18 protein-coding genes, 1 tRNA gene and 1 pseudogene are annotated in these 23916 nt (G+C 71.3%); 16 read left to right on the plus strand and 4 right to left on the minus strand.

The features are described from left to right. The first annotated feature begins 1 nt into the window (after position 1). The 6 genes from eno to ACIP64_RS18990 all read left to right on the plus strand — a co-directional run bounded on the left by eno (position 2) and on the right by ACIP64_RS18990 (position 6688). The gene (eno, locus tag ACIP64_RS18965) at positions 2–1282 is read left to right on the plus strand and encodes a phosphopyruvate hydratase (RefSeq protein WP_401587784.1); all 1281 of its coding nucleotides are present in this window, start codon (positions 2–4) and stop codon (positions 1280–1282) included. Positions 1283–1366: 84 nt separating this feature from the next. Next, positions 1367–1915: a septum formation initiator family protein gene (locus ACIP64_RS18970; RefSeq protein ID WP_401587787.1), complete on the plus strand. Its 549-nt coding sequence runs from the start codon at positions 1367–1369 to the stop codon at positions 1913–1915. Positions 1916–1932: 17 nt separating this feature from the next. Further along, positions 1933–2469 (plus strand): DUF501 domain-containing protein, encoded by a 537-nt coding sequence (locus ACIP64_RS18975; protein WP_401587791.1) that lies wholly within the window; start codon positions 1933–1935, stop codon positions 2467–2469. Beyond that, the gene (locus ACIP64_RS18980; RefSeq protein ID WP_401587793.1) at positions 2466–3407 is read left to right on the plus strand and encodes an exopolyphosphatase; all 942 of its coding nucleotides are present in this window, start codon (positions 2466–2468) and stop codon (positions 3405–3407) included. The genes ACIP64_RS18975 and ACIP64_RS18980 overlap by 4 nt, the downstream gene beginning before the upstream one ends. 364 nt (positions 3408–3771) lie before the next feature. Continuing rightward, on the plus strand, positions 3772–5145 hold the full coding sequence (locus ACIP64_RS18985) for an NAD(P)/FAD-dependent oxidoreductase (protein WP_401587796.1): 1374 nt from the start codon (positions 3772–3774) through the stop codon (positions 5143–5145). 217 nt (positions 5146–5362) lie between these two features. Then, positions 5363–6688: a class I SAM-dependent methyltransferase gene (locus tag ACIP64_RS18990; RefSeq protein ID WP_401587799.1), complete on the plus strand. Its 1326-nt coding sequence runs from the start codon at positions 5363–5365 to the stop codon at positions 6686–6688. A 63-nt stretch (positions 6689–6751) separates the two neighbouring features. Here the strand turns inward: ACIP64_RS18990 and ACIP64_RS18995 are convergent, their stop codons facing one another. Both ACIP64_RS18995 and ACIP64_RS19000 read right to left on the minus strand, forming a co-directional pair. Then, the gene (locus tag ACIP64_RS18995; RefSeq protein WP_401587803.1) at positions 6752–9253 is read right to left on the minus strand and encodes an ABC transporter permease; all 2502 of its coding nucleotides are present in this window, start codon (positions 9251–9253) and stop codon (positions 6752–6754) included. Between the two features lie 41 nt (positions 9254–9294). Then, complete coding sequence (locus ACIP64_RS19000) at positions 9295–10035, minus strand: ABC transporter ATP-binding protein (RefSeq protein WP_401588009.1); 741 nt, start codon at positions 10033–10035, stop codon at positions 9295–9297. 399 nt (positions 10036–10434) lie between these two features. On the opposite strand from ACIP64_RS19000, the gene ACIP64_RS19005 reads away from it, so the two are divergent. Continuing rightward, a tRNA-Leu gene (locus ACIP64_RS19005) sits at positions 10435–10520 on the plus strand. A 202-nt stretch (positions 10521–10722) separates the two neighbouring features. On the opposite strand, the gene ACIP64_RS19010 is transcribed toward ACIP64_RS19005, so the two are convergent. Continuing rightward, entirely contained in the window at positions 10723–11919 is a 1197-nt protein-coding gene (locus ACIP64_RS19010; protein WP_401587805.1) for an acyltransferase family protein, read from the minus strand. A 415-nt stretch (positions 11920–12334) separates the two neighbouring features. On the opposite strand from ACIP64_RS19010, the pseudogene ACIP64_RS19015 reads away from it, so the two are divergent. The 8 genes and pseudogenes from ACIP64_RS19015 to ACIP64_RS19050 form a co-directional block, all read left to right on the plus strand. Next, positions 12335–12532 (plus strand): annotated as a pseudogene (locus ACIP64_RS19015) (aldo/keto reductase); the annotation flags it as partial. A 293-nt stretch (positions 12533–12825) separates the two neighbouring features. Next, positions 12826–14784, plus strand: coding sequence for a multicopper oxidase family protein (locus tag ACIP64_RS19020; RefSeq protein WP_401587808.1), 1959 nt, complete (start codon positions 12826–12828; stop codon positions 14782–14784). A 251-nt stretch (positions 14785–15035) separates the two neighbouring features. Beyond that, complete coding sequence (locus tag ACIP64_RS19025) at positions 15036–15731, plus strand: type 1 glutamine amidotransferase domain-containing protein (RefSeq protein WP_401587810.1); 696 nt, start codon at positions 15036–15038, stop codon at positions 15729–15731. Positions 15732–15969: 238 nt separating this feature from the next. After that, entirely contained in the window at positions 15970–17688 is a 1719-nt protein-coding gene (locus tag ACIP64_RS19030; protein WP_401587813.1) for an LCP family protein, read from the plus strand. Positions 17689–17832: 144 nt separating this feature from the next. Then, positions 17833–19260, plus strand: coding sequence for a cytochrome ubiquinol oxidase subunit I (locus ACIP64_RS19035; protein ID WP_401587815.1), 1428 nt, complete (start codon positions 17833–17835; stop codon positions 19258–19260). Further along, on the plus strand, positions 19260–20285 hold the full coding sequence (locus tag ACIP64_RS19040; protein ID WP_401587818.1) for a cytochrome d ubiquinol oxidase subunit II: 1026 nt from the start codon (positions 19260–19262) through the stop codon (positions 20283–20285). Before ACIP64_RS19035 ends, ACIP64_RS19040 begins: the two co-directional genes overlap by 1 nt. Positions 20286–20839: 554 nt before the next feature. Beyond that, the gene (locus tag ACIP64_RS19045) at positions 20840–22054 is read left to right on the plus strand and encodes an alkaline phosphatase (protein WP_401588012.1); all 1215 of its coding nucleotides are present in this window, start codon (positions 20840–20842) and stop codon (positions 22052–22054) included. Positions 22055–22305: 251 nt separating this feature from the next. Beyond that, on the plus strand, positions 22306–23157 hold the full coding sequence (locus tag ACIP64_RS19050; RefSeq protein WP_401587821.1) for a Bax inhibitor-1/YccA family protein: 852 nt from the start codon (positions 22306–22308) through the stop codon (positions 23155–23157). 90 nt (positions 23158–23247) lie between these two features. On the opposite strand, the gene ACIP64_RS19055 is transcribed toward ACIP64_RS19050, so the two are convergent. Continuing rightward, positions 23248–23478 carry a DUF4287 domain-containing protein gene (locus tag ACIP64_RS19055; protein ID WP_360910902.1) on the minus strand — a complete coding sequence of 77 codons (231 nt, stop codon included), beginning with the start codon at positions 23476–23478 and terminating at the stop codon, positions 23248–23250. A 106-nt stretch (positions 23479–23584) separates the two neighbouring features. Here ACIP64_RS19055 and ACIP64_RS19060 point away from each other — a divergent pair, with 106 nt between their 5' ends. Further along, positions 23585–23908 (plus strand): hypothetical protein, encoded by a 324-nt coding sequence (locus ACIP64_RS19060; protein WP_401587824.1) that lies wholly within the window; start codon positions 23585–23587, stop codon positions 23906–23908. The last annotated feature ends 8 nt before the right edge of the window (positions 23909–23916 follow it).

Here is a 23916-nt window from a genome sequence, read left to right on the forward strand (position 1 = left end):
CGTGCCGTCGATCGACGTCGTCGTAGCCCGGGAAATCCTCGACTCGCGAGGCAACCCCACCGTGGAGGTCGAGGTCGGCCTCGACGACGGCAGCACGGGCCGTGCCGCCGTGCCCTCCGGAGCGTCCACCGGAGCGTTCGAGGCCCTTGAGCTCCGTGACGGTGACAAGAGCCGTTACCTGGGCAAGGGTGTGGAGAAGGCGGTGCTCGCCGTCATCGAGCAGATCGGCCCGGAGCTGGTCGGCTACGACGCCACCGAGCAGCGGCTGATCGACCAGGCGATGTTCGACCTGGACGCCACCCCGGACAAGTCCTCCCTCGGCGCCAACGCCATCCTCGGTGTCTCGCTGGCCGTGGCCCACGCCGCGTCCGAGGCCTCCGACCTCCCGCTCTTCCGCTACCTCGGCGGCCCGAACGCCCACGTGCTGCCGGTCCCGATGATGAACATCCTGAACGGCGGCTCGCACGCCGACTCCAACGTGGACATCCAGGAGTTCATGATCGCCCCGATCGGCGCGGAGTCCTTCTCCGAGGCCCTGCGCTGGGGTGCCGAGGTCTACCACACCCTCAAGGGCGTCCTGAAGGAGCGCGGCCTGTCCACCGGCCTCGGCGACGAGGGCGGCTTCGCCCCGAACCTGCCGAGCAACCGCGACGCCCTCGACCTGATCGTCGAGGCCATCAAGAAGGCCGGCTACCAGCCCGGCCAGGACATCGCGCTGGCGCTCGACGTGGCCGCCACCGAGTTCTACAAGGACGGCAGCTACTCCTTCGAGGGCAAGTCCCTGTCGGCGGCCGAGATGACCGCGTACTACGCCGAGCTGGTCGCGGCGTACCCGCTGGTCTCCATCGAGGACCCGCTGAACGAGGAGGACTGGGACGGCTGGAAGACCATCACCGACCAGCTCGGTGACAAGGTCCAGCTCGTCGGCGACGACCTGTTCGTCACCAACCCCGAGCGCCTCCAGCGCGGCATCGACAACAACACCGCCAACGCTCTGCTGGTCAAGGTCAACCAGATCGGCTCGCTGACCGAGACCCTGGACGCGGTCGAGCTGGCGCAGCGCAACGGCTACAAGTGCATGATGTCGCACCGCTCCGGCGAGACCGAGGACGTCACCATCGCCGACCTCGCCGTCGCCACCAACTGCGGCCAGATCAAGACCGGCGCCCCCGCCCGCAGCGAGCGCGTCGCGAAGTACAACCAGCTCCTGCGCATCGAGGAGATCCTCGACGACGCCGCCGTGTACGCCGGCCGCTCGGCGTTCCCGCGCTTCAAGGGCTGACGCCTCACCGCTGCCGCCCGCTGCGCCCGCGGCGGGCGGCAGCGGTTCCCGGTCACCGGTACGCCGGTCCCCGGCCCCGAGGCAATGACGAACGCGAACCCCCCACCGGAGGTGCACGTGCCGGATCGCTTCTCCACCGCGACGCGCATCCGTGCCCTCGGGGCACAGGCGCAGGCCCGCGTCTACCGCGCGACCGGGCGCCCGCGGCGGCCCGTGCTGCCGCGCGGCCGCAACCGGCTGACCGGGCGGGCCGCGCTGCTCGCCCTCGTGGTGTGCGGGCTGGTGGTCGCCCTGGCCTACCCCACTCGCCAGTACGTCGCCCAGCGCTCGCAGATCGCCGACCAGCGCAAGCAGGCCGAACAGGCCCGCAAGCGGGTCGAGGAACTGCGCGAGGAGAAGGCGCGCTGGCAGGACCCCGAGTACGTCAAGACGCAGGCCCGCACCCGGCTCCACTACGTCCTGCCCGGCGAGACGGCGTATACGGTGGTGACTCCCTCCGGGGCCGCCGCACGGGGTGACGAGGCCGCCGGCCCGCGCCGCGGCGACAGCGACAACGCCGCTCGCCGCCCCTGGTACGCCAACCTGTGGGACGGCGTCGACCACGCCGACGCCGCCGCCCCCGCACACCGCTGAAAGAGACACACCCAGGCATGGAAACGCCCCCGCCCTCCACTGAGCACGCCCCGCCGACGGAGCGCGATGTCGCCGCCGTCGGGGAGCAGTTGGGCCGCGTCCCGCGCGGTCTGCGCGCCGTCGCGCACCGCTGCCCCTGCGGCAACCCGGACGTCGTCGAGACGGCGCCCCGGCTGGAGGACGGCACACCGTTCCCGACGCTGTACTACCTGACCTGCCAGCGCGCTGCGTCCGCGATCGGCACCCTGGAGGCCGAGGGGGTCATGAAGGACATGACCGCCCGCCTCGCCGAGGACGAGGAACTCGCCGCCGGCTACCGGGCCGCGCACGAGGACTACCTCGCCCGCCGCGACGCGATCGAGGTGCTGGAGGGCTTCCCCAGCGCGGGCGGCATGCCCGACCGGGTCAAGTGCCTGCACGTGCTGGTCGGCCACTCCCTGGCGGCCGGTCCCGGCGTCAACCCGCTCGGCGACGAGGCCCTCGCGATGCTGCCGGAGTGGTGGCGCAAGGGCCCGTGCGTCGACCCCTGCGCCGTGCAGGGGGACGACAAGTGACCCGCGTCGCCGCCGTCGACTGCGGCACCAACTCGATCCGCCTGCTGGTCGCCGACGCGGACCCCGCGACCGGCGCCATCAAGGACCTGGACCGCCGGATGACCATCGTCCGGCTCGGACAGGGCGTCGACCGCACCGGCCGCCTCGCCCCCGAGGCGCTGGAGCGTACCTTCGCGGCCTGCCGCGAGTACGCGGGCGTCATCCGCGAACTGGGCGCCGACGCGGTCCGCTTCGTGGCCACCTCCGCGTCCCGCGACGCCTCCAACCGCGAGGACTTCGTGCGCGGCGTGGTGGACATCCTCGGCGTGGAGCCCGAGGTGATCAGCGGCGACCAGGAGGCCGAGTTCTCCTTCACCGGCGCCACCCGTGAACTGGCCGGCCGTGCCGACCTGGAGCGCCCCTTCCTCGTCACCGACATCGGCGGCGGCTCCACGGAGTTCGTGGTCGGCGACACCGAGGTCACCGCGGCCCGCTCGGTCGACGTCGGCTGCGTGCGGATGACCGAGCGGCACCTGGTGCACGACGGCGCCGTGACCGACCCGCCGACGCCCGAGGCGATCGCCGCCATGACGCGGGACATCGACGCCGCGCTGGACCTGGCGGAGAGCACCGTGCCGCTGCGCGAGGCGCGCACGCTTGTCGGGCTGGCCGGTTCCGTGACTTCCGTCGCCGCGATCGCGCTGCGCCTGCCCGGGTACGACCCGGCCGCGATCCACCACGCCCGCATTCCGGTGGAGCAGGTCCGCGAGGTCACCGCCCGGCTGCTGGCCGCCACGCACGCCGAGCGTGCGGCGATCCCGGTGCTGCATCCGGGGCGGGTCGACGTGATCGGCGCGGGGGCGCTCGTGCTGCTGCGGATCATGGAGCGCACGGGTGCCGCGGAGGTCGTCGTGAGCGAGCACGACATCCTCGACGGCATCGCGTGGAGTATCGCCTGAGCAGGGCGCTTGTCAGGTGAGCGGGCCCCCGCGGCGGGTCCGACACGCCTGCGCAAGAAGGTTCGTGAATTTCTTCACATGAAAGTTCCCGCCGGACGGCCCAACTGCCCGGGGTGAGGCCCCCCGGTGACCCCCAAAGCCCTTGACGGGCTTGTGTTTCACCCATGTTGCGGGAGTGCGGAGCGGGCCCCCCGGATGCCGATCGTCGCTGGTGGGGCCAGGCGCTCAACGCCCGTGACCGGCGCCGGGTTCCCCCTGGCGGCTGTGGTCCTGATCACGAAGCGGCGCAGTGTAGCAGAGGGTGCCGGAAACCTTGTGAAGGGGCTCACGAGGTACCCCCCGGGCCGTGGTGAATACTCGAAGCATGAGCACCACGGAGCGTCCCAGGATCCTCGTAGTAGGCGGTGGGTACGTCGGCCTGTACGCGGCCCGGCGCATCCTCAAGAAGATGCGCTATGCGGAGGCGACCGTCACGGTCGTCGACCCGCGTTCGTACATGACGTACCAGCCCTTCCTGCCGGAAGCCGCGGCCGGCAGCATCTCCCCCCGCCATGTCGTGGTGCCGCTGCGCCGCGTTCTCCCCCAGGCGGAGGTTCTGACCGGCCGGGTCACCACCATCGACCAGGACCGCAAGGTCGCGGTCGTCGAACCGCTCGTGGGCGAGTCCTATGAACTGCCCTTCGACTACCTGGTCGTCGCGCTCGGCGCCGTCTCCCGCACCTTCCCGATCCCCGGCCTGGCCGAGAACGGCATCGGCATGAAGGGCGTCGAGGAGGCCATCGGCCTGCGCAACCACGTGCTGGAGCAGCTCGACAAGGCCGCCTCCACGACGGACGAGGACGTCCGCCGCAAGGCCCTCACGTTCGTCTTCGTCGGCGGCGGCTTCGCCGGTGCCGAGACGATCGGCGAGGTCGAGGACATGGCCCGCGACGCGGCCAAGTACTACGCGAACGTCAAGCGCGAGGACATGCGCTTCATCCTGGTCGACGCCGCCGACAAGATCCTCCCCGAGGTCGGCCCCGAGCTCGGCACGTGGGGTCTGGAGCACCTGCGCGAGCGCGGCATCGAGGTCTACCTGAGCACGTCGATGAAGTCCTGTGTCGACAAGCACGTGGTGCTCGCCAACGGCCTCGAGGTCGACGCCTCCACCATCGTGTGGACCGCCGGCGTCAAGCCCAACCCGGTCCTGGCCAAGTACGGCCTGCCGCTCGGCCCGCGCGGCCACGTCGACACCGCCCCGACCCTCCAGGTCCAGGGCACCGACTACATCTGGTCCGCCGGCGACAACGCCCAGGTCCCCGACCTGGCCTCCGGCCCCGGTGCCTGGTGCCCGCCCAACGCCCAGCACGCGCTGCGCCAGGCCAAGGTCCTCGGCGACAACGTGGTCTCCGGCATGCGGGGCTTCCCGCAGCAGGAGTACAAGCACGCCAACAAGGGCGCCGTCGCCGGCCTCGGCCTGCACAAGGGCGTCGCCCTGGTCCGCTTCGGCAAGATGAAGCTGAAGTTCAAGGGCCGCCTGGCCTGGTACATGCACCGTGGCTACCACGGCATGGCGGTCCCGACCTTCAACCGCAAGATCCGGGTCCTCGCGGACTGGACGCTGGCGGTCTTCCTCAAGCGCGAGGTCGTCTCCCTCGGCGCCATCGAGAACCCCCGCGAGGAGTTCTACGAGGCCGCCAAGCCTGTGCCGGCGCCGGTGGTCGCGGCCGAGGCCTCCCCGGCCAAGGCGAAGGCCTAGCCGCCGGCGGGCCGCAGGGCCCGTTCACCCGTTGCAGCCGAAGGGCGTCCGCCATCCGTGGGGCGGGCGCCCTTCGGCATGCCCGTGTCCTGGCCGTGCGGACATCAAACATGAGATGGGTAGGAGAGGAACAATGATCCCGGGAATGTGGTTGTAGTCCCCATCTGTTTTTGCTGCGCAGTGGACCCGTCTTCATGGAGGCACGGAGGTACGCGCCATGGCCGATACGGCCGGACGACTGACCGCTCTCGCCAAGCAGGCGCTCGGCGTTCCCTTCCCCTTGCGCATCCGCGCGTGGGACGGCAGCGAGACCGGGCCCCCGGACGCGCCGGCCCTGGTCGTGAGGCACCGCAGGGCGCTGCGCCGAATGCTGTTCAAGCCCGGCGAGCTGGGACTGGTGCGCGCGTGGGTGGCCGGTGAACTGGACGTCGACGGTGACCTGTACGACGCGCTGCACCGGTTGTCCGGCGTCGTCTGGAACCGCCCGCCCGAGGAGGACGAGCCGGCCCACCGCCGTCTGCTGGCCCGGCTCCGGGACCCGTCGACCGCGCTGATCGCCCGCGAGGTGCTCTCGCTCGCGGGTCCGGGACTGCCGCCGCCCCCGCCGCCGGAGGAGGTCCGCAGACGGGGCGGCGTCCTGCACAGCCCGGTCCGCGACCGGCAGGCCATCAGCCACCACTACGACGTCGGCAACGACTTCTACGAGCTCGTGCTCGGCCCGTCCATGGTCTACTCCTGCGCCTACTGGGAGCGGCCCGACGCGACCCTGGAGGACGCCCAGGAGGCCAAGCTCGACCTCATCTGCCGCAAGTTGGACCTCAAGGCCGGACAGCGGCTGCTGGACGTCGGCTGCGGCTGGGGCTCGATGGTCATGCACGCCGCCGAGCGGTACGGGGTGCACGCCACCGGCGTCACCCTCTCCACCGAGCAGGCCGCCTACGCCCGCAAGCGGATCGCCGAGGCGGGGCTCACCGACCGCGTCGAGATCCGCGTCCAGGACTACCGGGCGGTCGACGACGGCCCGTACGACGCCATTTCGTCGATCGGCATGGCCGAGCACGTGGGCCGCGAGCGCTATCTCCAGTACGCGCGCGTGCTGTACGGGCTGCTGCGGCCGGGCGGCCGGCTGCTCAACCACCAGATCGCCCGCCGCCCGTGGGAGGACGAGGACGCCTACCACGTCGACGAGTTCATCGACCGGTACGTCTTCCCCGACGGGGAGCTGGCCCCTGTCGGCGCCACCGTCTCCCGGCTGGAGGAGGCGGGGCTGGAGGTCCGCGACGTGGAGGCGATCCGGGAGCACTACGCCCTGACGCTGCGCGAGTGGGTCGCCAACCTGGAGGCGCACTGGGGCGAGGCCGTCCGCCTCGCGGGCGCCGGGCGGGCCCGGGTGTGGCGGCTGTACATGGCGGCCTCCGCGCTGGCCTTCGAGCACAACCGCATCGGGGTCAACCAGATCCTCGCGGTGCGCACCCGGGAGTCGGGCGGCTCCGGGATGCCGTCGACCCGCTCCGCCTGGCTGGGCTCCGCCGGGACGGCGTGACACGGCGGGGCGGGGGCCGCCGCGGCCCTCGCCCCGCCGTGTCACGCCGTCCCGGCCGGTCCGTCACTCGGCCTTGATGGACTCCAGCATGTTCAGCCGGGCCGCCCGCCGGGCCGGCCACAGCGCCGCCAGCATGCCCACCACGGCGGCCATCGCGAGGAACACCGCGATCCGGTCCCAGGGCAGCACCAGCGCGTAGCTCGGCAGGTTCGGCCTGATCAGCCCGCCGACCGCCCAGGCGAGGAAGACTCCCAGGCCCAGGCCGAGCACCGCGCCGAAGAGCGAGATCACCAGGGACTCCAGCCGGATCATCCGCTTGACCGCGGCACGGTCCAGGCCGATCGCCCGCAGCATGCCGATCTCGTGCTTGCGCTCGAAGACCGACATCGCCAGCGTGTTGATCACACCCAGCACGGCGACCAGCACGGCCATCGCGAGCAGCCCGTAGAGGATGTTCAGCATCAGGTCGATCGTGGCGCTGAGCTCCCGGGAGATGTCGGCCTTGTCCTGCACCTTGACGACCGGGTTCTCGCCGAGCGCCTTCACCAGCGCGTCCTGGTGGGCCTCGGAGGGGCCGCCGGCCATCTTCACCAGCACCCGCATGTCCCCGGCCTCCGGGGTGTGCGGGGTCACCGTGGCGTTGTCCATGATCACGCCGTTGATGAGGTCACCGCCCACGAAGACACCGCCGATCGTCAGCCGCCCCTTGGCGCCGTCGTCGTAGCGCACAGGCAGGCTCTGTCCGGGGTGCCAGCCGTGCCGCTTCGCGGTGTCGGAGTCCACGACCACCGAGTCGCCGTGCGCCGCGGCCAGGGAGCCGTGGGTGAAGTCCAGGGCGAGCAGCCGCTCGATCTGCGGCGCGTCGACGCCGGTGACCCACTCGTCCTCGCCGTCCAGTTCGGTGTGCGCGTCGCGCACGGCGCTGGAGTCGCTGACGCCCTCGGTCCCCGCGACCTGCTTCGCCACCTCGGGGGAGAGGTTCTGGCCGGTGGCCATGGTGATCTGGTAGTCGGCCCTCAGATGGGCGGCCGCCAGCTCGTCCACCGTGGTCTTCACCGAGATGGCCACCACCGTGAGGGCGGTGATCAGAGTCAGGCCGATCATCAGGGCGGAAGCCGTGGCGGCGGTGCGCCGGGGGTTGCGCACCGAGTTCTGCCGGGCGAGCTTGCCCGTGACACCGAGGGGCCGCAGCAGCGGCGCGGCCGCCGCGACCACCGGCCGGGACAGCAGGGGGGTGAGGACGAACACCCCGATCAGCAGCAGTCCCGCGCCGCCGCCGAGCACCATGTTGCCGTCGTTCTTCATGCCCGAGCCGGCCAGCACCAGGACGACACCGGCGGCCGACAGCAGCGCGCCGAACGTGTTGCGCAGCAGCAGGCCCTTGACGGTGGCCGGGGCGTGCACGCTGCTCATCGCCGCGACCGGCGGGATCTTGGCGGCGCGGCGGGCCGGCAGCCACGCGGCGAGCAGGGTGATGCCGACACCGACCGCGAGCGCCGCGCCCGCGGTGCCCGGCTGCACCGACAGCGGGCCGTCGGGCAGTTCCGCCCCGGCCGAGCCGAGGACCGCCCGCATGACGGCCGCGATGCCGATGCCCAGCAGGAAGCCGGTCGCCCCGGCCACCGCGCCCACGACGAGGGCCTCGACCAGCACCGACCGGGTCACCTGCCGGCGGCTGGCGCCGACGGCGCGCAGCAGCGCCAGCTCCTTGGTGCGCTGGGCGACGAGCATCGTGAAGGTGTTGGCGATGATGAAGATGCCGACGAAGAGCGCGATGCCGGCGAAGCTGAGCAGCGTGGTGTTGAAGTTGCTGAGGTCGGCGGCGATCTGCCGTGCCTCGTCGTCCGCCAGTTGCTGCCCGGTGGTCGCCGTGGCGTCCTTGGCGTACCGCGGCAGCAGCTTCTCGATCGCGGACCTCAGCGTCGCCTGCGCGGTGCCGGGGGCCGCCTTGACGTCGATCTCCTCGAACGTGCCCGGCGTGCCGAAGAGCTTCTGGGCCGTGGCCGTGTCGAAGAGCACCAGGCTGCCGCCGGCGGCGACGTTGCCGTCGTCGGTGGTGAAGACGCCGGTCACCTTCTGCCGCATCACCGGGCCGTCGATGGACATCCGGACGGTGTCACCGACCCCGTAGCCCGTCCGTTCGGCCGTCCTGGAGTCCAGCGCGACCTCGGAGGAGTCGGACGGTGCGCGTCCCTCGCGTATCGGATAGCGGTTCGCCCCGGCGTAGTTGCCGCCGCGGGTGGACCAGCCGTCGCCGACCAGCCTGCCCTGCTTGTCGGCGAGAGCGGTGAAGCCGGTGACGGTCGCGGTGGTGGACCCGGCGCCGGGCAGGCCGCCGATCTCGTCCACCAGCCGCTGGGGGAGCCGGTGGTCGGGATCCCCGTAGGTGACGGCGACCGACACGTCGGCGTAGCTCCTGGAGGACGCCTTGCGGAGGGCGTCGCCGATGGAGTCGGTGAAGACCAGGGTGCCGGAGACGAAGGACACGCCGAGCATCACGGCGAGCACGGTCATCAGCAGTCTGGCCTTGTGCGCGAGGACGTTGCGCAGGGCGGTACGGAACATGGCAGGCGTGGTCTCTCGGTGGTCTCGGTGGCGTCGGACGGTCAGCTCGTACGGCCCTTGGCGTCGAAGCGCTTCATACGCTCCAGCACCGAGTCCGCGGTCGGGCCGTGCAGCTCGTCGACGATGCGGCCGTCGGCCAGGAAGACGACGCGGTCGGCGTAGGAGGCGGCGACCGGGTCGTGGGTGACCATGACGACCGTCTGGCCGAGCTCCCGCACGGAGTTGCGGAGGAAGCCCAGGATCTCCGCGCCGGAACGGGAGTCGAGGTTGCCGGTCGGCTCGTCCGCGAAGATGATCGCGGGCCGGCTCGCCAGCGCCCGCGCGACCGCGACACGCTGCTGCTGACCGCCGGACAGCTGGGACGGCCGGTGCCTCAGGCGGTCGCCGAGGCCGACGGTCTCCACGACCCGGCCCAGCCACTCCTGGTCGGCCTTGCGGCCGGCGATGTCCATCGGCAGCGTGATGTTCTCGGCCGCGGTGAGCGTGGGCAGCAGATTGAACGCCTGGAAGATGAAGCCGATCTTGTCGCGGCGCAACTTGGTGAGCTGCTTGTCCTTCAGCGAGGCCAGCTCGGTGTCGCCGATCCGCGCCGAGCCCGACGAGACCGTGTCCAGACCCGCCATGCAGTGCATCAGCGTGGACTTGCCGGAACCCGAGGGGCCCATGATCGCGGTGAACTCGCCGCTGCGGAACTCCACGGTGACCGCGTCGAGCGCGACCACACGGGTCTCGCCCTCGCCGTACACCTTGCTCAGGTCGGTGGCCCGCGCGGCCGTGGCCATGGCGGTCGGGGGTGCGGTGGTGGTGGTCACGGCAGGCTGCTCCTGTCGGAAACGCTGGGGGAGGTGGTGCGGACTCCGTCCATCGTCCCGGCGTGAACGGCCGCGGTAATCCGTCCCTGACCTGGTTCCTGAGGCAGTCGCAAGAGGTATCCGGGGACCCCCGGGTCATACCAGGGGATGACACCCACCCCGATGCGCCCGTCCTGCGGCGGAACTATTTCGCGTCATATGCAGGCGGCGCCGAACACGCCGGGTACCGCCCCGGGCCTGTGGTTTCGCTGTGTCCGAGGTCATCTGATGTTCCGTCAGGGAGCAATAGAATCAGACAACATGACGAATCCCGGGCCGCTTCCCACCCACCTTCCCGGATAGGCTCGTGCTGCGCTTCGGCGCCGCCCCGCCCGGATGGTGGAATGCAGACACGGCGAGCTTAAACCTCGCTGCCCCTTGCGGGCGTACCGGTTCGAGTCCGGTTCCGGGCACCACCCTTCACCGCGGCGCCGACCCGCGGGAACGGGTGGTCGCGTGCCATTGGGCACCTCGCCGTTCGCAAACTCTGAATTGCCGAGCCGATGTGCTGCCCGGTCAAGCCGGCCCCGGCATTGCCCGACGTCTTACCGCCTCGCCGTGATCCGTGGAATCACCGGGCCGAACCCGTCCACCCGCCCATCCGCGCCGAGAGGCCGCTCACGACGGCGGTTGCGCGTTCGCGCGTCGGCCGATGCCGCTGCTCGGGAGAGGGCGCTCCAAGGTGCGCTTGAGGCGGCGCGCGAGCGGCTTCTCGGCGAGGACGTGCAGCAGCCAGGCGAGGACCAGCATCGCGACCGTCGTCGCGGCGACAGTCGTGGCGGGGCTCAGGTGGTCGTGCAGGCCGTAGATCATCAGGTGGCCGAGGCTCTCGTGGACCAGGTACAGGGGGTAGGTCAGGGTGCCCGCGAAGGTGAGCCGGCGCCAGTTGAGGTGCCGGAACCAGCCGAGGGCGACGCCGGCCATGACCACGAAGCACGCGGTGACCACGGCGGAGGCCACCCCACCGGACAGATCGGCGTGGATTATCTTGCTGAAACGTTCCGTCTCCGCGAGCACCGTCTCCTGCGCGATGAGCCAGGAGACGCCCACGATGCCCCACGCCATCGCGTGGGAGCCGAAGCGGTGGATCAGGTAGAAGCCGATGCCGGCGATGAAGTAGGCCGAGTACGTCGGCACGAGCAGGTTGTTGAGCAGCCTGTCGTTGGCGGCGTGGGTGATCACGGTGCCGACGGTCCACAGGCAGCAGAAGGCGACGGTGCTGCGGTAGGTGACGCCCCTCCACACGACCAGGGCGAACAGCAGATAGAAACGCAGCTCGACCCAGAGACTCCAGAAGACACCGCTCACGGCCGGCGTGCCGAGCGGCTCGTGGAGCATCGTGAGGTTCAGCAGGACCCTGTGGACGTCGGGGCGGTGCGCCAGGACGGGGAAGACGGCCGTCGCCACGCTGAGCAGCACGATGGCCGCCCAGTAGGCGGGGTAGAGCCGGGTGATCCGGGAGCGGAAGAACTGCCCCAGGCCGCGGCCCCAGGCGCTCATGCAGATCACGAATCCGCTGATGAGGAAGAAGAACTCCACGCCCAGCCAGCCGTAGTCCGTGAACGGGGTCACCGACGGCAGGATCTCGCGGCTCGGCTGCCCCCAGGCGTCGGAGGCCTCCCCACCGCGGGAGAGGTAGTGGAAGAACAGCACCGACAGCGCCGCCAGCAGCCGCAGCCCGTCCAGCGCGTACAGGCGCTGCCCGCCGCGGCCCTGCTTCGTCCCTGTCCCTGCCCCTGTCCCCGCACCCGGTCCTGGCGCGGCGGTCGTGTCGCCGGTGCCGGCGGGTATGAGGGCCGTGTCCGACAGCGTCACAGCGCACCGCTCCCCGCGGTGGCGGCCTGTCCGTCCGCCGACCCGTACGAGGGGCGCGGCGCAAGGGCCGCGCGTTCGATTCTGGCCATGCCGTGTCCTTTTCGCTGCGTCGGCTCGCGGATCTCGCAGCGGGGAGATCGCCGAGGAGCCCGTGGCGATGCGGTGGAAGGCCGCATCGGCCGCCGAGACTACCCACCGGCGTGACCGGGCCCGTGTCCGGGGCGTACGCGTGACACGTGACAGCCCGGCCCGACGCGGCGCGTCCGCCGGTCGGTCGGCCCGCCTGGTCGCGCCCGACCGCGTCGGTTGCGGGCTGTGCGGGCCGCCGAGCATGTCCAGGAGCACCATGGCGTCGTGGTCGGGGCTCGCGGCGTCCGCGTAGTGGGCGACAAGGCGGTGGCCGGCGGTGCCGTCCACCCCGGCGCAGGTCGCCCTCGCGTGGCTGCTCGCCCAGGGACCGCACGTCGTCCCGGTCCCCGGCACGAAGACCCCCGAGTACCTCTTCGACAACGCGGGTACCGCGGGCCTGCGGCTGTCCGCGGCCGACCTCGCCGTTCTCCACAGGCTCATGGGTGACGCGGCCGGAGACCCTGGAGTGCGGATCTATAGGTAAGTGCCGGTCAGGCTACTTGCACGTACAAATACACCTCCTGTACTAGTTGATTGACGCAGCAAGCGCTGCGGATGGGGGCGCACCTTGCCGGACATCGGGGGCGTGACCTCGCGTGGCGATCCCACCGCGAGTCCGCAGGCGCCGAGCGCACCGAACCGGCGACACCTCCGCCCGCGACGACGGGGAATCCATCCGGCCCGCCTCACGCGCGGCTCCCCTCACCGCCGGTCCGCCGGCGCCCCCTCCGGTGCTGCGTCCCCTCATCGACAAGCACCAAGAACAGGAACACCTTCATGTCAACGACCAGCAGGCGGACCGTTCTCGGCATGGCCGGGGCCACTGCCGCAGCCGTGGCCGTGGCCGGCACGGGAGTCCTCGGTGGCACCGGCGCCTTCCAGCGCAAGGCGGAAGCGGCCGACGCGCTGGAGGGCGTCAACGAGCCCACGTTCACCGAGCTGACGCCGTTCCGGGACCCGCTGCGCGTACCGCCGACGCTGCGCGCGAAGGGCCACCGGATCACGGAGATCGATCTGGTCGAGTCGCCGGTGCGGCTGCACTCCCAGATGCCGCGCACGCGGATGTGGACATACGACGGCCACTTCCCCGGCCCGACCGTCGAGGTGCGCAGCGGGGACCAGGTCCGCGTCGCCTGGAACAACAGGCTCAGGGGCACGACGCCCGTCAAGGCCGTGTGGGTGCAGCCCGAAGGCCCCGGGCCCGGCCTGCTGCCCTACAACCGCCCGGGTGCGCCGGGGGGTGTCCCGCGTCCCGAGGTCGACCGGCTCACCGCATGGACCACCGTCCATGTGCACGGCGGCCACCAGAACGCCCTCAACGACGGGGCCGCCGAGTACGGAGTCGCCCCCGGCAGCTCCCAGTTGGCCGAGTACGCCAACGACCAGGCGGCGACGCACCTCTTCTACCACGACCACGCCATGGCGGTGACCTCGCTCAACGTCACGGCCGGCCTCATCGGCAACTGGATCGTGCGCGACGCGGAGGAGGACCGGCTCGACCTGCCCCGCGGCAAGTACGAGATCCCCCTCACGATCCAGGACGCCAACTTCGACACGGACGCGCAGGGCCGGCTCACCGGGCAGATCCTGGCCAAGCGCATCGTCGGCGGCGGGGCCATGCCGATGCCGGGCTCCATACCGCCGTCGCTGGCCTCCCTTGCCCCGTTCACCATGGTCAACGGCGTTGTGTGGCCCCACATGGACGTCGAGGCCCGCGCCTACCGCCTCCGGCTGGTGAACGTCTCCGGGGCCCGCATCTACCGTCTGGTCGTCGTCGACGAGGAGACCGGCAAGCCCGTCCGCGGCGCCATGAAGCTCATCGGCACCGACATGGGCCTGCTCGGCAAGGTGCAGACCATCGACGAGGCACTGTCCCTGTCGCCCGCGGAACGCGCGGACGTCGTCATCGACTTCGCCGCCCACCCCGGCAAGAAGCTCACGCTCGTCAACACCGTCGAGGGCCAGACCCCCGGCGCCGCCCTGCCGGACTTCATGGTCCCGCACCCCGAGGTGATGCAGTTCCGCGTGGAGAAGCAGCGCCACGCGTCGTTCCGCATGCCGACAACGTTGTCAGCGTCCTTCCGCAGGATCGGTCTCGCCGACGTTCCCCGGACCGCCACCGAGCGCTTCGTCGTCCTCGGCTTCGACAAGACCGGTGCGATGCCGCAGATCTGGGAGATGCAGGAGGTGCCCGCCGGGACGGCGCCGGGCACCGGTGTCGTCACCGTCGACATGCCCGGCGGCACGCGGACCCTGCGGCGCACCGGCACCATGTTCGAGGACACGACCACGTTCTTCGCGGCGTCCGGCACCTGGGAGAAGTGGCACTTCATCAGCGCCGCGCCCGCCGGCGTTCCGATCTACCACCCGATGCACATCCACTTGATGAACTTCCAGGTGGTCGACCGCCGGACGGTCGACGCGTCCGGAATGGACTTCGCCGCGGCGCGGACCGTGCGGCCCCTGACGGTGGGCGGGCCGGTACCGGTCGCGCCGGAGGAATCCGGCTGGAAGGACACCATCACCGTCAACGCCAACACCCTCGTCACCGTCGCCGGACGGCTCGCGGACCAGACCGGCAAGGTGATGTACCACTGTCATCTCCTCGACCATGAGGACGAGGGCATGATGCGGCCCTTCGTGATCATGCCGCCCGCCGTGCACGACATTCACCACATGATCATGGAGATGAACGGCGGATCGGGCATGCGCGGCATGAAGGGCATGAAGATGTAGCCGCTCCGGCGCTGCTGCCTGCGAGGAGCAGCCCCCGCCGCGACGGGGCGGCGGGGGCTTGCCCATGGCGGTGAGGTCCGGCGGGTTCCGTGGCGCCGCCCTCTGCCGTGGCCAGCCTGAGCCGCCCCCGCCGGGTGCGCACGCGGAGAGCGGCCGTTCGGGTGACGGGGACGTCCCGCTGCTCACGCGCATGCGCCGTCCTCATGGCTTACCTACGCTTTTGGTAGGGGGCGAGCCAGGAGGTGGACCCGATGGCGACGGTGCTTTTCATCGTGAGCGGAGCGACGTACTGGGTGCTCAACGACGGCACCAGGCACGCGACCGGCTACTGGGCCGAGGAGTTCGCGGTGCCGTACAAGAAGGTCACGGAAGCCGGTCACGCGGTGGTCGTGGCGACGCCGGGCGGTGTGGTCCCGAACGTCGACATGATGAGCCTGCGCCCCTCCATGGCGGGTGGCGAGGAGGGCGCCCTGGAGCTCGAGGAGATCATCCGTTCCGCCGAGGTGATGCGGCGGCCGCTGGCGCTGTCGGACGTCCGGCTGGAGGACTACGACGCGGTGTACCTGCCGGGCGGCCACGGCCCGATGGCGGACCTGGCGTGGGACGCCGACGTCGGCCGGCTGCTGACGGCGCAACTCGCCTCCGGCAAGCCGCTCTTCATTGTGTGCCACGCCCCCGCCTCGCTGCTGGCCACCCGCATCCACGGCGTATCGCCGTTCAAGGGCTACCGGGTCACCGGCTTCACCAACGAGGAGGAGGCGGCCGTCGGACTCGCCCCGCGGGCGACCTGGCTGCTGGAGACGGCCCTCAAGGAGCAGGTCGGTGTCGAGTACAGCCGGGGCCCGATCTGGGAGCCCTACATGGTCGAGGACCGCAATCTGGTGACCGGCCAGAACCCCCACTCCGCCGGGGTGCTGGCCGACCGGCTGCTGGAGATCCTCAAGTGAGGTGACTCCGGGGAGGAAGGGGCCCTCCGGGCCTGTCCGTTGGTCCGGGATGGGCCCATCGGTGCAGGTAAATGCGCTTTGAGGAGCGCAAGTTGACCGTTCCTGAGCGCAACCATGCGCGTGACTCGTATGTCTGAACCCATGTCCCGCTGCGGCAACGGGGCGTCCGGGACAGGACAGACGACGATCGAGCGCCAAGGGGCGGGGCCGCGGGCGCGGACGGAGGGCCCGAACGACCGTGGACACGCACGACGGCCGTCACATCGACCCCGCGGACCAGTGGGTCCTCGACCCGGAGACCGGTACCTACCGGCTGCGGCTGGACCCCGACGGACCCAACGGCCCCGGCGGCCCGGACAGACCTGTCGGCGCCCAGGCCGCCACGGTCCCGCCGCAGGGCGGGCGCAGGGCGCGCCGCGAGGAGCAGCGCTCCGCCCCGGAACCGGCCCCCGAGGGCCGTCGCCGCGGCGGGGCCAAGGCGTCCCGGAAGGCCAAGCGGTCCACGAAGCGCCGGGTCCTGATGTGGACCGCGGGCACGCTCGGCTTCGTGCTGCTCGCGGGCAGCGCCGGCGCGTACTTCCTGTACCGGCACTTCGACGGCAACATCTCCACGGTCGACGTCGGCACGGCGGGCAACAAGAACGCCACCAGCCACGACGCGGTGAACATCCTGGTGATCGGAACCGACAGCCGGGTCGGCCTCGGCGGGAAGTACGGGGACTCCGACAACATCGGCCACGCCGACACCACGCTCCTCGTGCACGTGGCGAAGGACCGGTCGAACGCGACCGTCATGAGCATCCCGCGCGACATGATCATCGGCATCCCGGCCTGCCCCACGAAGCAGAAGGACGGCTCCACCAAGACGATCCCCGCCACGGCCCAGGCCAAGTTCAGCCCTCGCTTCAACGAGAGCCTCGGCCAGGAGGGCCGCGACCCGGGTTGCACGATGCGGACCGTCACCGAGATCACCGGCCTGCCGATCGACCACTTCATGATGGTCAACTTCGAGGCCGTGAAGACCCTGTCCACCGCCGTGGGCGGCGTCCCGATCTGCCTCACGCACGCCATCGACGACACCGACTCCAAGGGCCAGGGCTCGCACCTGAAGCTGCCCAAGGGACCGAGCCGCGTGGAGGGCGAGCAGGCCCTGCAGTTCGTCAGGACCCGCCACTCGCTGACGAACGGCAGCGACCTGGACCGCATCCATCTCCAGCAGCAGTTCCTGGGCTCGATGATCCGGGAGATGAAGTCCGGCAACACGCTCACTGACCCGACGAAGCTCTTCAAGCTCGCCAACGCCGCCACCAAGGCGCTCACCGTGGACACCGGCATCGGCAGCGTCACGAAGCTCACCGGCCTCGCACAGGACCTGAGCGCGGTCGACCCCAAGCACATCACGTTCACGACGCTGCCGGTCAAGGACAACCCGTACGAGATCGGTTTCCACGCGACGGTCATGGTCGACGAGACCAGGGCGCCCCAGGTCTTCTCGGCGATCAAGAACGACGTCTCGCTGTCCGGCGGGACGAAGAAGAAGCCCACGGCCGCCGATGCCAAGCTCAAGGGCACGAAGGCCGACCCGTCGCAGGTGCGGGTCGAGGTCTACAACGGTGGCGGCCCGCAGGGCGCGGCGAAGACGACGTCGGAGTGGCTGCAGAACACCAAGGGCGTCGGCCACGCGACCAACGGCGGCAACGCGCCCGGCGGGAAGCAGGCCCGCACGACCCTGGTCTACGGGCCCGACCAGGCCGCCCAGGCCCGGGCACTGGCCGCGATGATGGGCCTGCCCGCCTCGGCGCTGCGCCCGGGTACGGACGCCGCGGGTCCCGGCAAGGCCATGACGCTCACACTCGGCGGCGACTACCAGGGCGCGGGCGTTCCGCTCGCCGACCCGGACAAGCCCCCGGCCGACATCCAGAAGGCGCAGGCCGACAAGAACGAGTGCGTCGGCTGAGTCCGGCTGGGGTGCGGCGCCGCCGGTCCCGGGAACGGCCGAATACCGGGCGGCGGCGGCGCCGTCACCTACCGTGTGTCACCACGAAACCGGGCAAATAATCCCAAGGTGATGCATGGTGACAGTCCACCGGCGGGGTCCGTCATGACCCTCGCGCTCGATGCCGTGCGGAGCCTGGCTGCCGCGGGTGACCCCGACCAGCTCCTGCCGGCGCGTCAGCAGATGGCCTTCACCCTGGGCTTCCACATCATCCTGGTGCCCTTCGGTGTCGCGCTCACCACCCTGATGCTCGTCGCCAACCACCGCGGGCTGCGCCGCGGCGACCAGGACGCCCTGCTCCTGGCCCGCCGCTGGTCCAAGGTCGCCGCGGTGCTGTTCGCCGTCGGTGCGATCACCGGCACCGTGCTCTCCTTCGAACTCGGCATCCTGTGGCCCGGCCTGATGGGCCGCTACGGGGCCGCTTTCGGCTTCCCCTTCGCGATCGAGGGACTCTTCTTCTTCCTCGAGGCGATCTTCGTCTCGATCTACATCTACGGCTGGGACCGCATGGCGCCGTGGGCCCACTTCTGGACCGGTGTGCCGGTGGCCCTGTCCAGCATCGGCGGTGCGGCCGCCGTCATCGCCGCCAACAGCTGGATGAACCAGCCCGGCGGGTTCACCCTGCGGGACGGCCGCGTGGTCGCCGTCCGCCCCGCCGAGGTCTTCTTCAACGGGGCCTTCTGGTGGGAGATGCTCCACATGCTGCTGGCCGCCTACATCGTGGCCGGCTTCGGGGTGGCGAGCGTCTACGCGGTGGGCATGCTGCGCGGGCGGACCTCCCGCTACCACCGGCTGGGGTTCCTCATCGGGTTCGTCACGGCGGCGGTCGTGCTCCCCTTCCAGATGATCGTGGGGGACACGATCGCCCGGTACGTCTTCGAGGCGGAGCCCGCGAAGTTCGCGGCGATCGAACTCCTGCCGACCACCGGCACCCACGTCCCCGAGACCCTCGGCGGCATCCTCGTCGACGGCGAGGTCCGCTACGGCCTGCCCCTCCCCGACGTGGCGTCCCTGCTGGCGGCGTTCAGCCCCTCCACGAGGATCAGCGGGCTGGATGCCATCCCGCCGGACGTGCGCCCCTCCGACCAGGCCGTCAGCACCGTGCACCTGGCCTTCGACGTCATGGTCGGACTGTCCTCCGTGCTGATGCTGCTGGTCCTGTGGTTCGCCTGGCTGTGGTGGCGGCACCGCAGCGTCGACGGCCGGCGCTGGTTCCTGCGGTGCTGCGCGGTCAGCGGCCTGGCCGCGGTGGCGTGCCTGGAGACCGGATGGATCGTCACGGAGCTGGGGCGCCAGCCCTGGACGGTCGTCGGGTACCTCCTCACCAGGGACGCGGTGACCACCCAGGGGAACCTGTGGCCGTTCTTCGGAGCGGTGCTGGTCATCTACGCGGCCGTCGGGGCGAGCGCCGTGGGAGTGCTGCTGTCGATGAAGCGCCGCTGGCAGGCCGAGGGCGGCGACGAGGTGCCCGTGCCCTACGGACCCGGCACCGGCCCGGACCGCGCGGGCGCCGGCGTCGGATCGGGGCAGTGATGCCCGAACTCGTCTCCGTCTTCCTGTTCATCGGGGTCATCGCCTACGCCGTGCTGGGCGGTGCCGACTTCGGCGCCGGCTTCTGGGACCTCACGGCGGGCGGCGCCGAGCGGGGCAGGCAGCCGCGGCACTTGGTCGACACCTCGCTCGGGCCGGTGTGGGAGGCCAACCACACCTGGCTCGTGTACTGCCTGGTGTTCCTCTGGTCGGGCTTCCCCACCGCGTACACCGCCATCACCACGACCCTCTACCTGCCGCTCGGCCTCGCCGCGCTGGGCATCGTGCTGCGCGGGGCGGGGTTCGCGTTCCGCAAGGCCTCCCTGCGCACGCCCGAACAGCGCGTGTACGGGGCCGCCTTCGCACTGTCGTCCCTGCTGGCCCCGTACTGCTTCGGCTCCGTCGCCGGAGGCATCGCCTCGGGACGGGTGCCCGCCGGCGGCAACGGGGACGCGCTCGGCAGCTGGCTCAACCCCACTTCCGTCCTCGGCGGCGTCCTGGCCGTCCTGGTCTGCGCCTACCTGGCCGCCGTCTACCTGCACGTGGCCGCCGGGCGGCAGGACGAGCCGGGGCTCGCCCGGTACTTCCGCGACCGGGCCCTGCTTGCGGGCCTGCTGACCGGGGCCGTCAGCATCGCGGGGATCTTCGTGCTCCGGCACGACTCCCCGCGGCTCTTCCACGAACTCAGCCATCGCGCGCTGCCCCTGGTCCTGGCCGCGGCCCTCTGCGGCGCGACCGGCCTGGTCCTGCTGCGCGGCACCCGGACGACGGGCCTGCGGGCGCTCGCCGCCGCCGCGGTGGCCCTGGTCGTCCTCGGCTGGGGCGTCGCCCAGTACCCGTACCTCCTCGGCACCCACCTGGAGATCCCCCAGGCGGCCGCGCCCACCGCCACGCTGTGGGTGACGGTCGGCGTGGCGATCGTGGCGGGGCTGCTGATCCTCCCCTCCCTCGTGCTCCTCTTCCGCCTGGCCGGCCGCGGCCGGCTCATCCCCGCCGACCACGCTGCCGGGGACCGCCCGGGCCCATGAGCCGCCCTGCCGCCGGTATACGAAGGGCAACGCCGCGGCAAAGCCCCGGAGGCCGCCGCGACCGGTGGAATCCGCCGGTCCGGGCCCTTCCGCCACCCCGTGGGACGCGCGCATCTGTACGCAGGACCGGTACCGCGCCGGGCTCCCGGAGCGGGCGGTCCCATGGGCGGCCCGGATGCCCGGCCACCGCTCCCCGCACCCGCAGACCGGCCCCCGGCGGCCGAATACCGGGCCCCTGCCGGGGCGATGACCGACGGCGGGAGCGGTACGGCGGCCTCCCCTTCGGCACCCGCGGCGCGCGGCCGCCGGGCGGCCGGATTCCGCCCCTGCGCTACCTGTCCGGACAAGTGCGGGGCCTGCGCCTTTACTTCCCCCTGAAGATCTCGTTGCGTACTGGTCATCTGCTCTTGGTCAACCTCCCCCCGAGGGCTCCTATGGTCGCGGTCAAGTAATGGGCAAGAACTACAACGGAGGACGTTGTGTCCCTGGATGCTCGTAGGGCCCGGCGGTTCGCCGCTCCCGCAGTCGCTGCCATAGCCGCCGCGGTCGTGACGATGGTGGTCAACCCGACGCTGGGCGCTTCCGCCACGGCGCCGCCGGCGGCCAAGGCCAAGACCCCGACCGCCAAGAACGTCATCTTCATCAACGGCGACGGCATGGGCCCGGCCCTGCGTCAGGCCGCCCGCCTGCACTTCTCGGGCCTGAACGGCCAGCTCGCCATGGACAAGCTCCCGGTCTCGGGCCAGCTGACCACCGAGCCGGACGACCCGAAGGCCGTCATCACCGACTCGGCCGCCGCGGCGACCGCGTGGGCCACGGGCGAGAAGACCTACAACGGCGCGATCAGCGTCGACGTGGACGGCAACCCGCTGGCCACCCTCGGCCAGCAGGCCAAGGCGGCCGGCAAGGCCACCGGCCTGGTCACCACCGCGCAGGTCACCGACGCCTCGCCGGCGGCGTTCTTCTCGAACACCGCCAACCGTTCGGCGCAGGACGAGATCGCGCGCCAGTACATCGAGGTCAGCAAGCCCGACGTCATCCTGGGCGGCGGCGAGGACTGGTGGCTGCCCGCGGGCAGCGCCGGCGCGTTCCAGGACAAGCCCGCCGAGGACACGTCCGAGGCGAGCAAGGGCACCAAGGGCGACCTCATCAAGAAGGCCCAGAAGGCCGGTTACTCCTACGTCCACAGCGCGGACCAGCTCAGCCGCGCCAAGGGCGGCAAGCTGCTCGGCCTCTTCGCCAACGAGGAGATGTTCCAGCAGCGTCCCGAGGGCCAGGGCGACGTGTACAGCCCGGTCGTCGGTCTGTCCACGATGACCAGCAAGGCCCTCAGCACGCTGGACAAGAACAAGAAGGGCTTCTTCCTCATGGTCGAGGAGGAGGGCACCGACGAGTTCGCGCACTCCAACAACGCCACCCGCACCCTGCAGTCCATGCAGGAGCTGGAGAAGGCCGTGGCCGTGGCCCGTGCGTACGTCGCCACCCACCCCGACACCCTGCTGGTCGTCACCGGTGACCACGAGACCGGCGGCCTGGCCGTCGAGGAGGCCGACGCCGCCGACGAGTCCGGCGACGGCATCTCCGCCGAGGACGGTCCGTTCAGCATCCGCGGCAGCGAGAAGACCTTCTACATGGACTGGACCACCTCCGGTCACACCGGTGTGGACGTGCCCGTGACCGCGGCCGGTCCGCTGTCCGACCGCTTCACCGGCAAGCACGCCAACACCTACGTCTACGACGTGCTGCGCCAGGCCCTGACGCGCCGCTGAGCGATGCGCACCCGGGCGACTGACGCGCTGACGCGCTGACGCGCTGACGCGCTTGACACCGGAGCCCCGGGGCGATCACGCCCCGGGGCTCCGCCGTCGCCGCCGCGCGCGGTTCACCCGTCCGGACCGTCCCCGTGGGCGGCATCGGGGTGAAGAACGGAAGAAGATCCTCCTTGAGGACTAGACCGCCCGCTTTGCCATGCCATTACTCTGGGTGCGAAGCCGTATCGCACGGCATGGAGGAGTGACAGATGAGGAGCAGCAACCCGGTCTTCTCCCGGCGGGGGTTCTCCCGCGGGGAGGGCTACGCGGGCTTCGGCGGTGCGCAGACGCAGCCGCAGGGCAACCCGTACGCGGGCGGGAACCCGTACGCCGGGACCAACCCCTACGACACGGCGACCTACCAGGCCCCGCCCGCCGCCCCGGTGCAGACCGGGCGGATGACGATGGACGACGTCGTCTCCAAGACGGCGATCACCCTGGGCACGGTCGTGGTCGGCGCGCTGCTGGCCTGGTTCGTCCTGCCGGTCAGCCAGGGCAGCTGGACCCTCGCGGGCGGCGCCGGACTCGTGGCGCTGGTCCTCTACGTGATCCTGATGTTCAAGCGCCGTCCGGTCCCCGGCCTCATCCTGGGCTACGCGGCCTTCGAGGGCATCGCGCTCGGCATCATCAGCGAGATGTACAACACGGTCTGGAGCGGCGCCCCCGTGCAGGCGGTGCTGGGCACCATGGCGGTCTTCGCCGGCATGCTCGTGGCGTACCGCACCCGGCTCATCCGGGTCACCCGGCGCTACTACCGCATCGGTATGGGGATCGCCGTCGGCTTCCTCATCCTGATCGTCATCAACCTGATCGCCGCCGCGATCGGCGGCGGTGACGGGCTGGGCCTGCGCAGCGGCGGCCTGGGCATCGCGGTCGGCGTCATCGGCGTGCTGCTCGGCGCCTTCTTCCTCTCGCTGAACTTCAAGGAGATCGAGGACGGCGTGCGCTACGGCGCCCCGGCCAACGAGGCGTGGTGGGCGGCCTTCGGCCTGACCCTCTCCCTCATCTGGATCTACCTGGAGCTGCTGCGCCTCATCGCCATCCTGCGCGGCGACGACTGACGCGAACAGCGCCCGCCCGGCCGGGCGGGCATTCAACGGGCCCCGGAGGCAGTGCCTTTCGGGGCCCGTTCGCATGCGCGGGGGAGGACGCTAGCCGAGCCTCCGGGCGGCGCGCCTCAGGTCGTACTCGTGGACGATCGCCTTGGCGTGCCCGTAGGACAGCTCGTGCTCGCTGCGGAGCCAGCTGACTTTCTCGTCGAAGCGGAGGAAGGCGGGGCCCTCGTCGACCGTGCGAAGCCATTCGCCGATCTCGCGGCCGGTGCAGTGGGGGATGTGGGAGAGCAGGTTCCGGTGGGTCTCTTCAGAGAAGGTCTGGGACATCGGCGCCTCCGGTATGCGTTCCGGTCACCCCACCGTGCCTGAGGCTTCTCCCGATGGCAACAGTGCGATGCGTCGGTTCTGTGTACGTACCGGTAGGCTCCCGGCCGTGCTGGACTGTACGACGCTTCGCGAGGCCGCCGGGGCCCTGGCCGGACGCTACCGCTCCCTGCCGCAGAGCAGGCTGCGCGGCGAGGTGGCGGCCGCGGGACTCGGGCTGGCCCGGGAGCTGGCCGTGCGGGCGCAGCGAGTCGAGTTCCCCGGGCGGGAGCCGCTGCTCATGCCGGACGACGGCGTCTTCGCCGTCGGGGACCAGATCGCGGTGGCCGCCCACGAGCTGGCCGCGGCGCTGGAGCCGCACCCGGACCTCGCCGCGGTACGCGACGAGGCCGTGTCCCTGATCCGGGACACGGCCTCGCGCTGCGGTCTGTAGCGGCTGTC

The organism is Streptomyces sp. NPDC088733, assembly GCF_044751185.1.
Classification (GTDB): Bacteria; Actinomycetota; Actinomycetes; order Streptomycetales; family Streptomycetaceae; genus Actinacidiphila.

Coding starts and splice junctions, on each gene's coding strand:
- ACIP64_RS18970 (WP_401587787.1), top strand. CDS start 1,367: ATGACGAACGCGAACCCCCCACCGGAGGTGCACGTGCCGGATCGCTTC.
- ACIP64_RS18975 (WP_401587791.1), top strand. CDS start 1,933: ATGGAAACGCCCCCGCCCTCCACTGAGCACGCCCCGCCGACGGAGCGC.
- ACIP64_RS18985 (WP_401587796.1), top strand. CDS start 3,772: ATGAGCACCACGGAGCGTCCCAGGATCCTCGTAGTAGGCGGTGGGTAC.
- ACIP64_RS18990 (WP_401587799.1), top strand. CDS start 5,363: ATGGCCGATACGGCCGGACGACTGACCGCTCTCGCCAAGCAGGCGCTC.
- ACIP64_RS18995 (WP_401587803.1), bottom strand. CDS start 9,253: ATGTTCCGTACCGCCCTGCGCAACGTCCTCGCGCACAAGGCCAGACTG.
- ACIP64_RS19000 (WP_401588009.1), bottom strand. CDS start 10,035: ATGGCCACGGCCGCGCGGGCCACCGACCTGAGCAAGGTGTACGGCGAG.
- ACIP64_RS19020 (WP_401587808.1), top strand. CDS start 12,826: ATGTCAACGACCAGCAGGCGGACCGTTCTCGGCATGGCCGGGGCCACT.
- ACIP64_RS19025 (WP_401587810.1), top strand. CDS start 15,036: ATGGCGACGGTGCTTTTCATCGTGAGCGGAGCGACGTACTGGGTGCTC.
- ACIP64_RS19035 (WP_401587815.1), top strand. CDS start 17,833: ATGACCCTCGCGCTCGATGCCGTGCGGAGCCTGGCTGCCGCGGGTGAC.
- ACIP64_RS19040 (WP_401587818.1), top strand. CDS start 19,260: ATGCCCGAACTCGTCTCCGTCTTCCTGTTCATCGGGGTCATCGCCTAC.
- ACIP64_RS19045 (WP_401588012.1), top strand. CDS start 20,840: ATGGTGGTCAACCCGACGCTGGGCGCTTCCGCCACGGCGCCGCCGGCG.
- ACIP64_RS19050 (WP_401587821.1), top strand. CDS start 22,306: ATGAGGAGCAGCAACCCGGTCTTCTCCCGGCGGGGGTTCTCCCGCGGG.
- ACIP64_RS19055 (WP_360910902.1), bottom strand. CDS start 23,478: ATGTCCCAGACCTTCTCTGAAGAGACCCACCGGAACCTGCTCTCCCAC.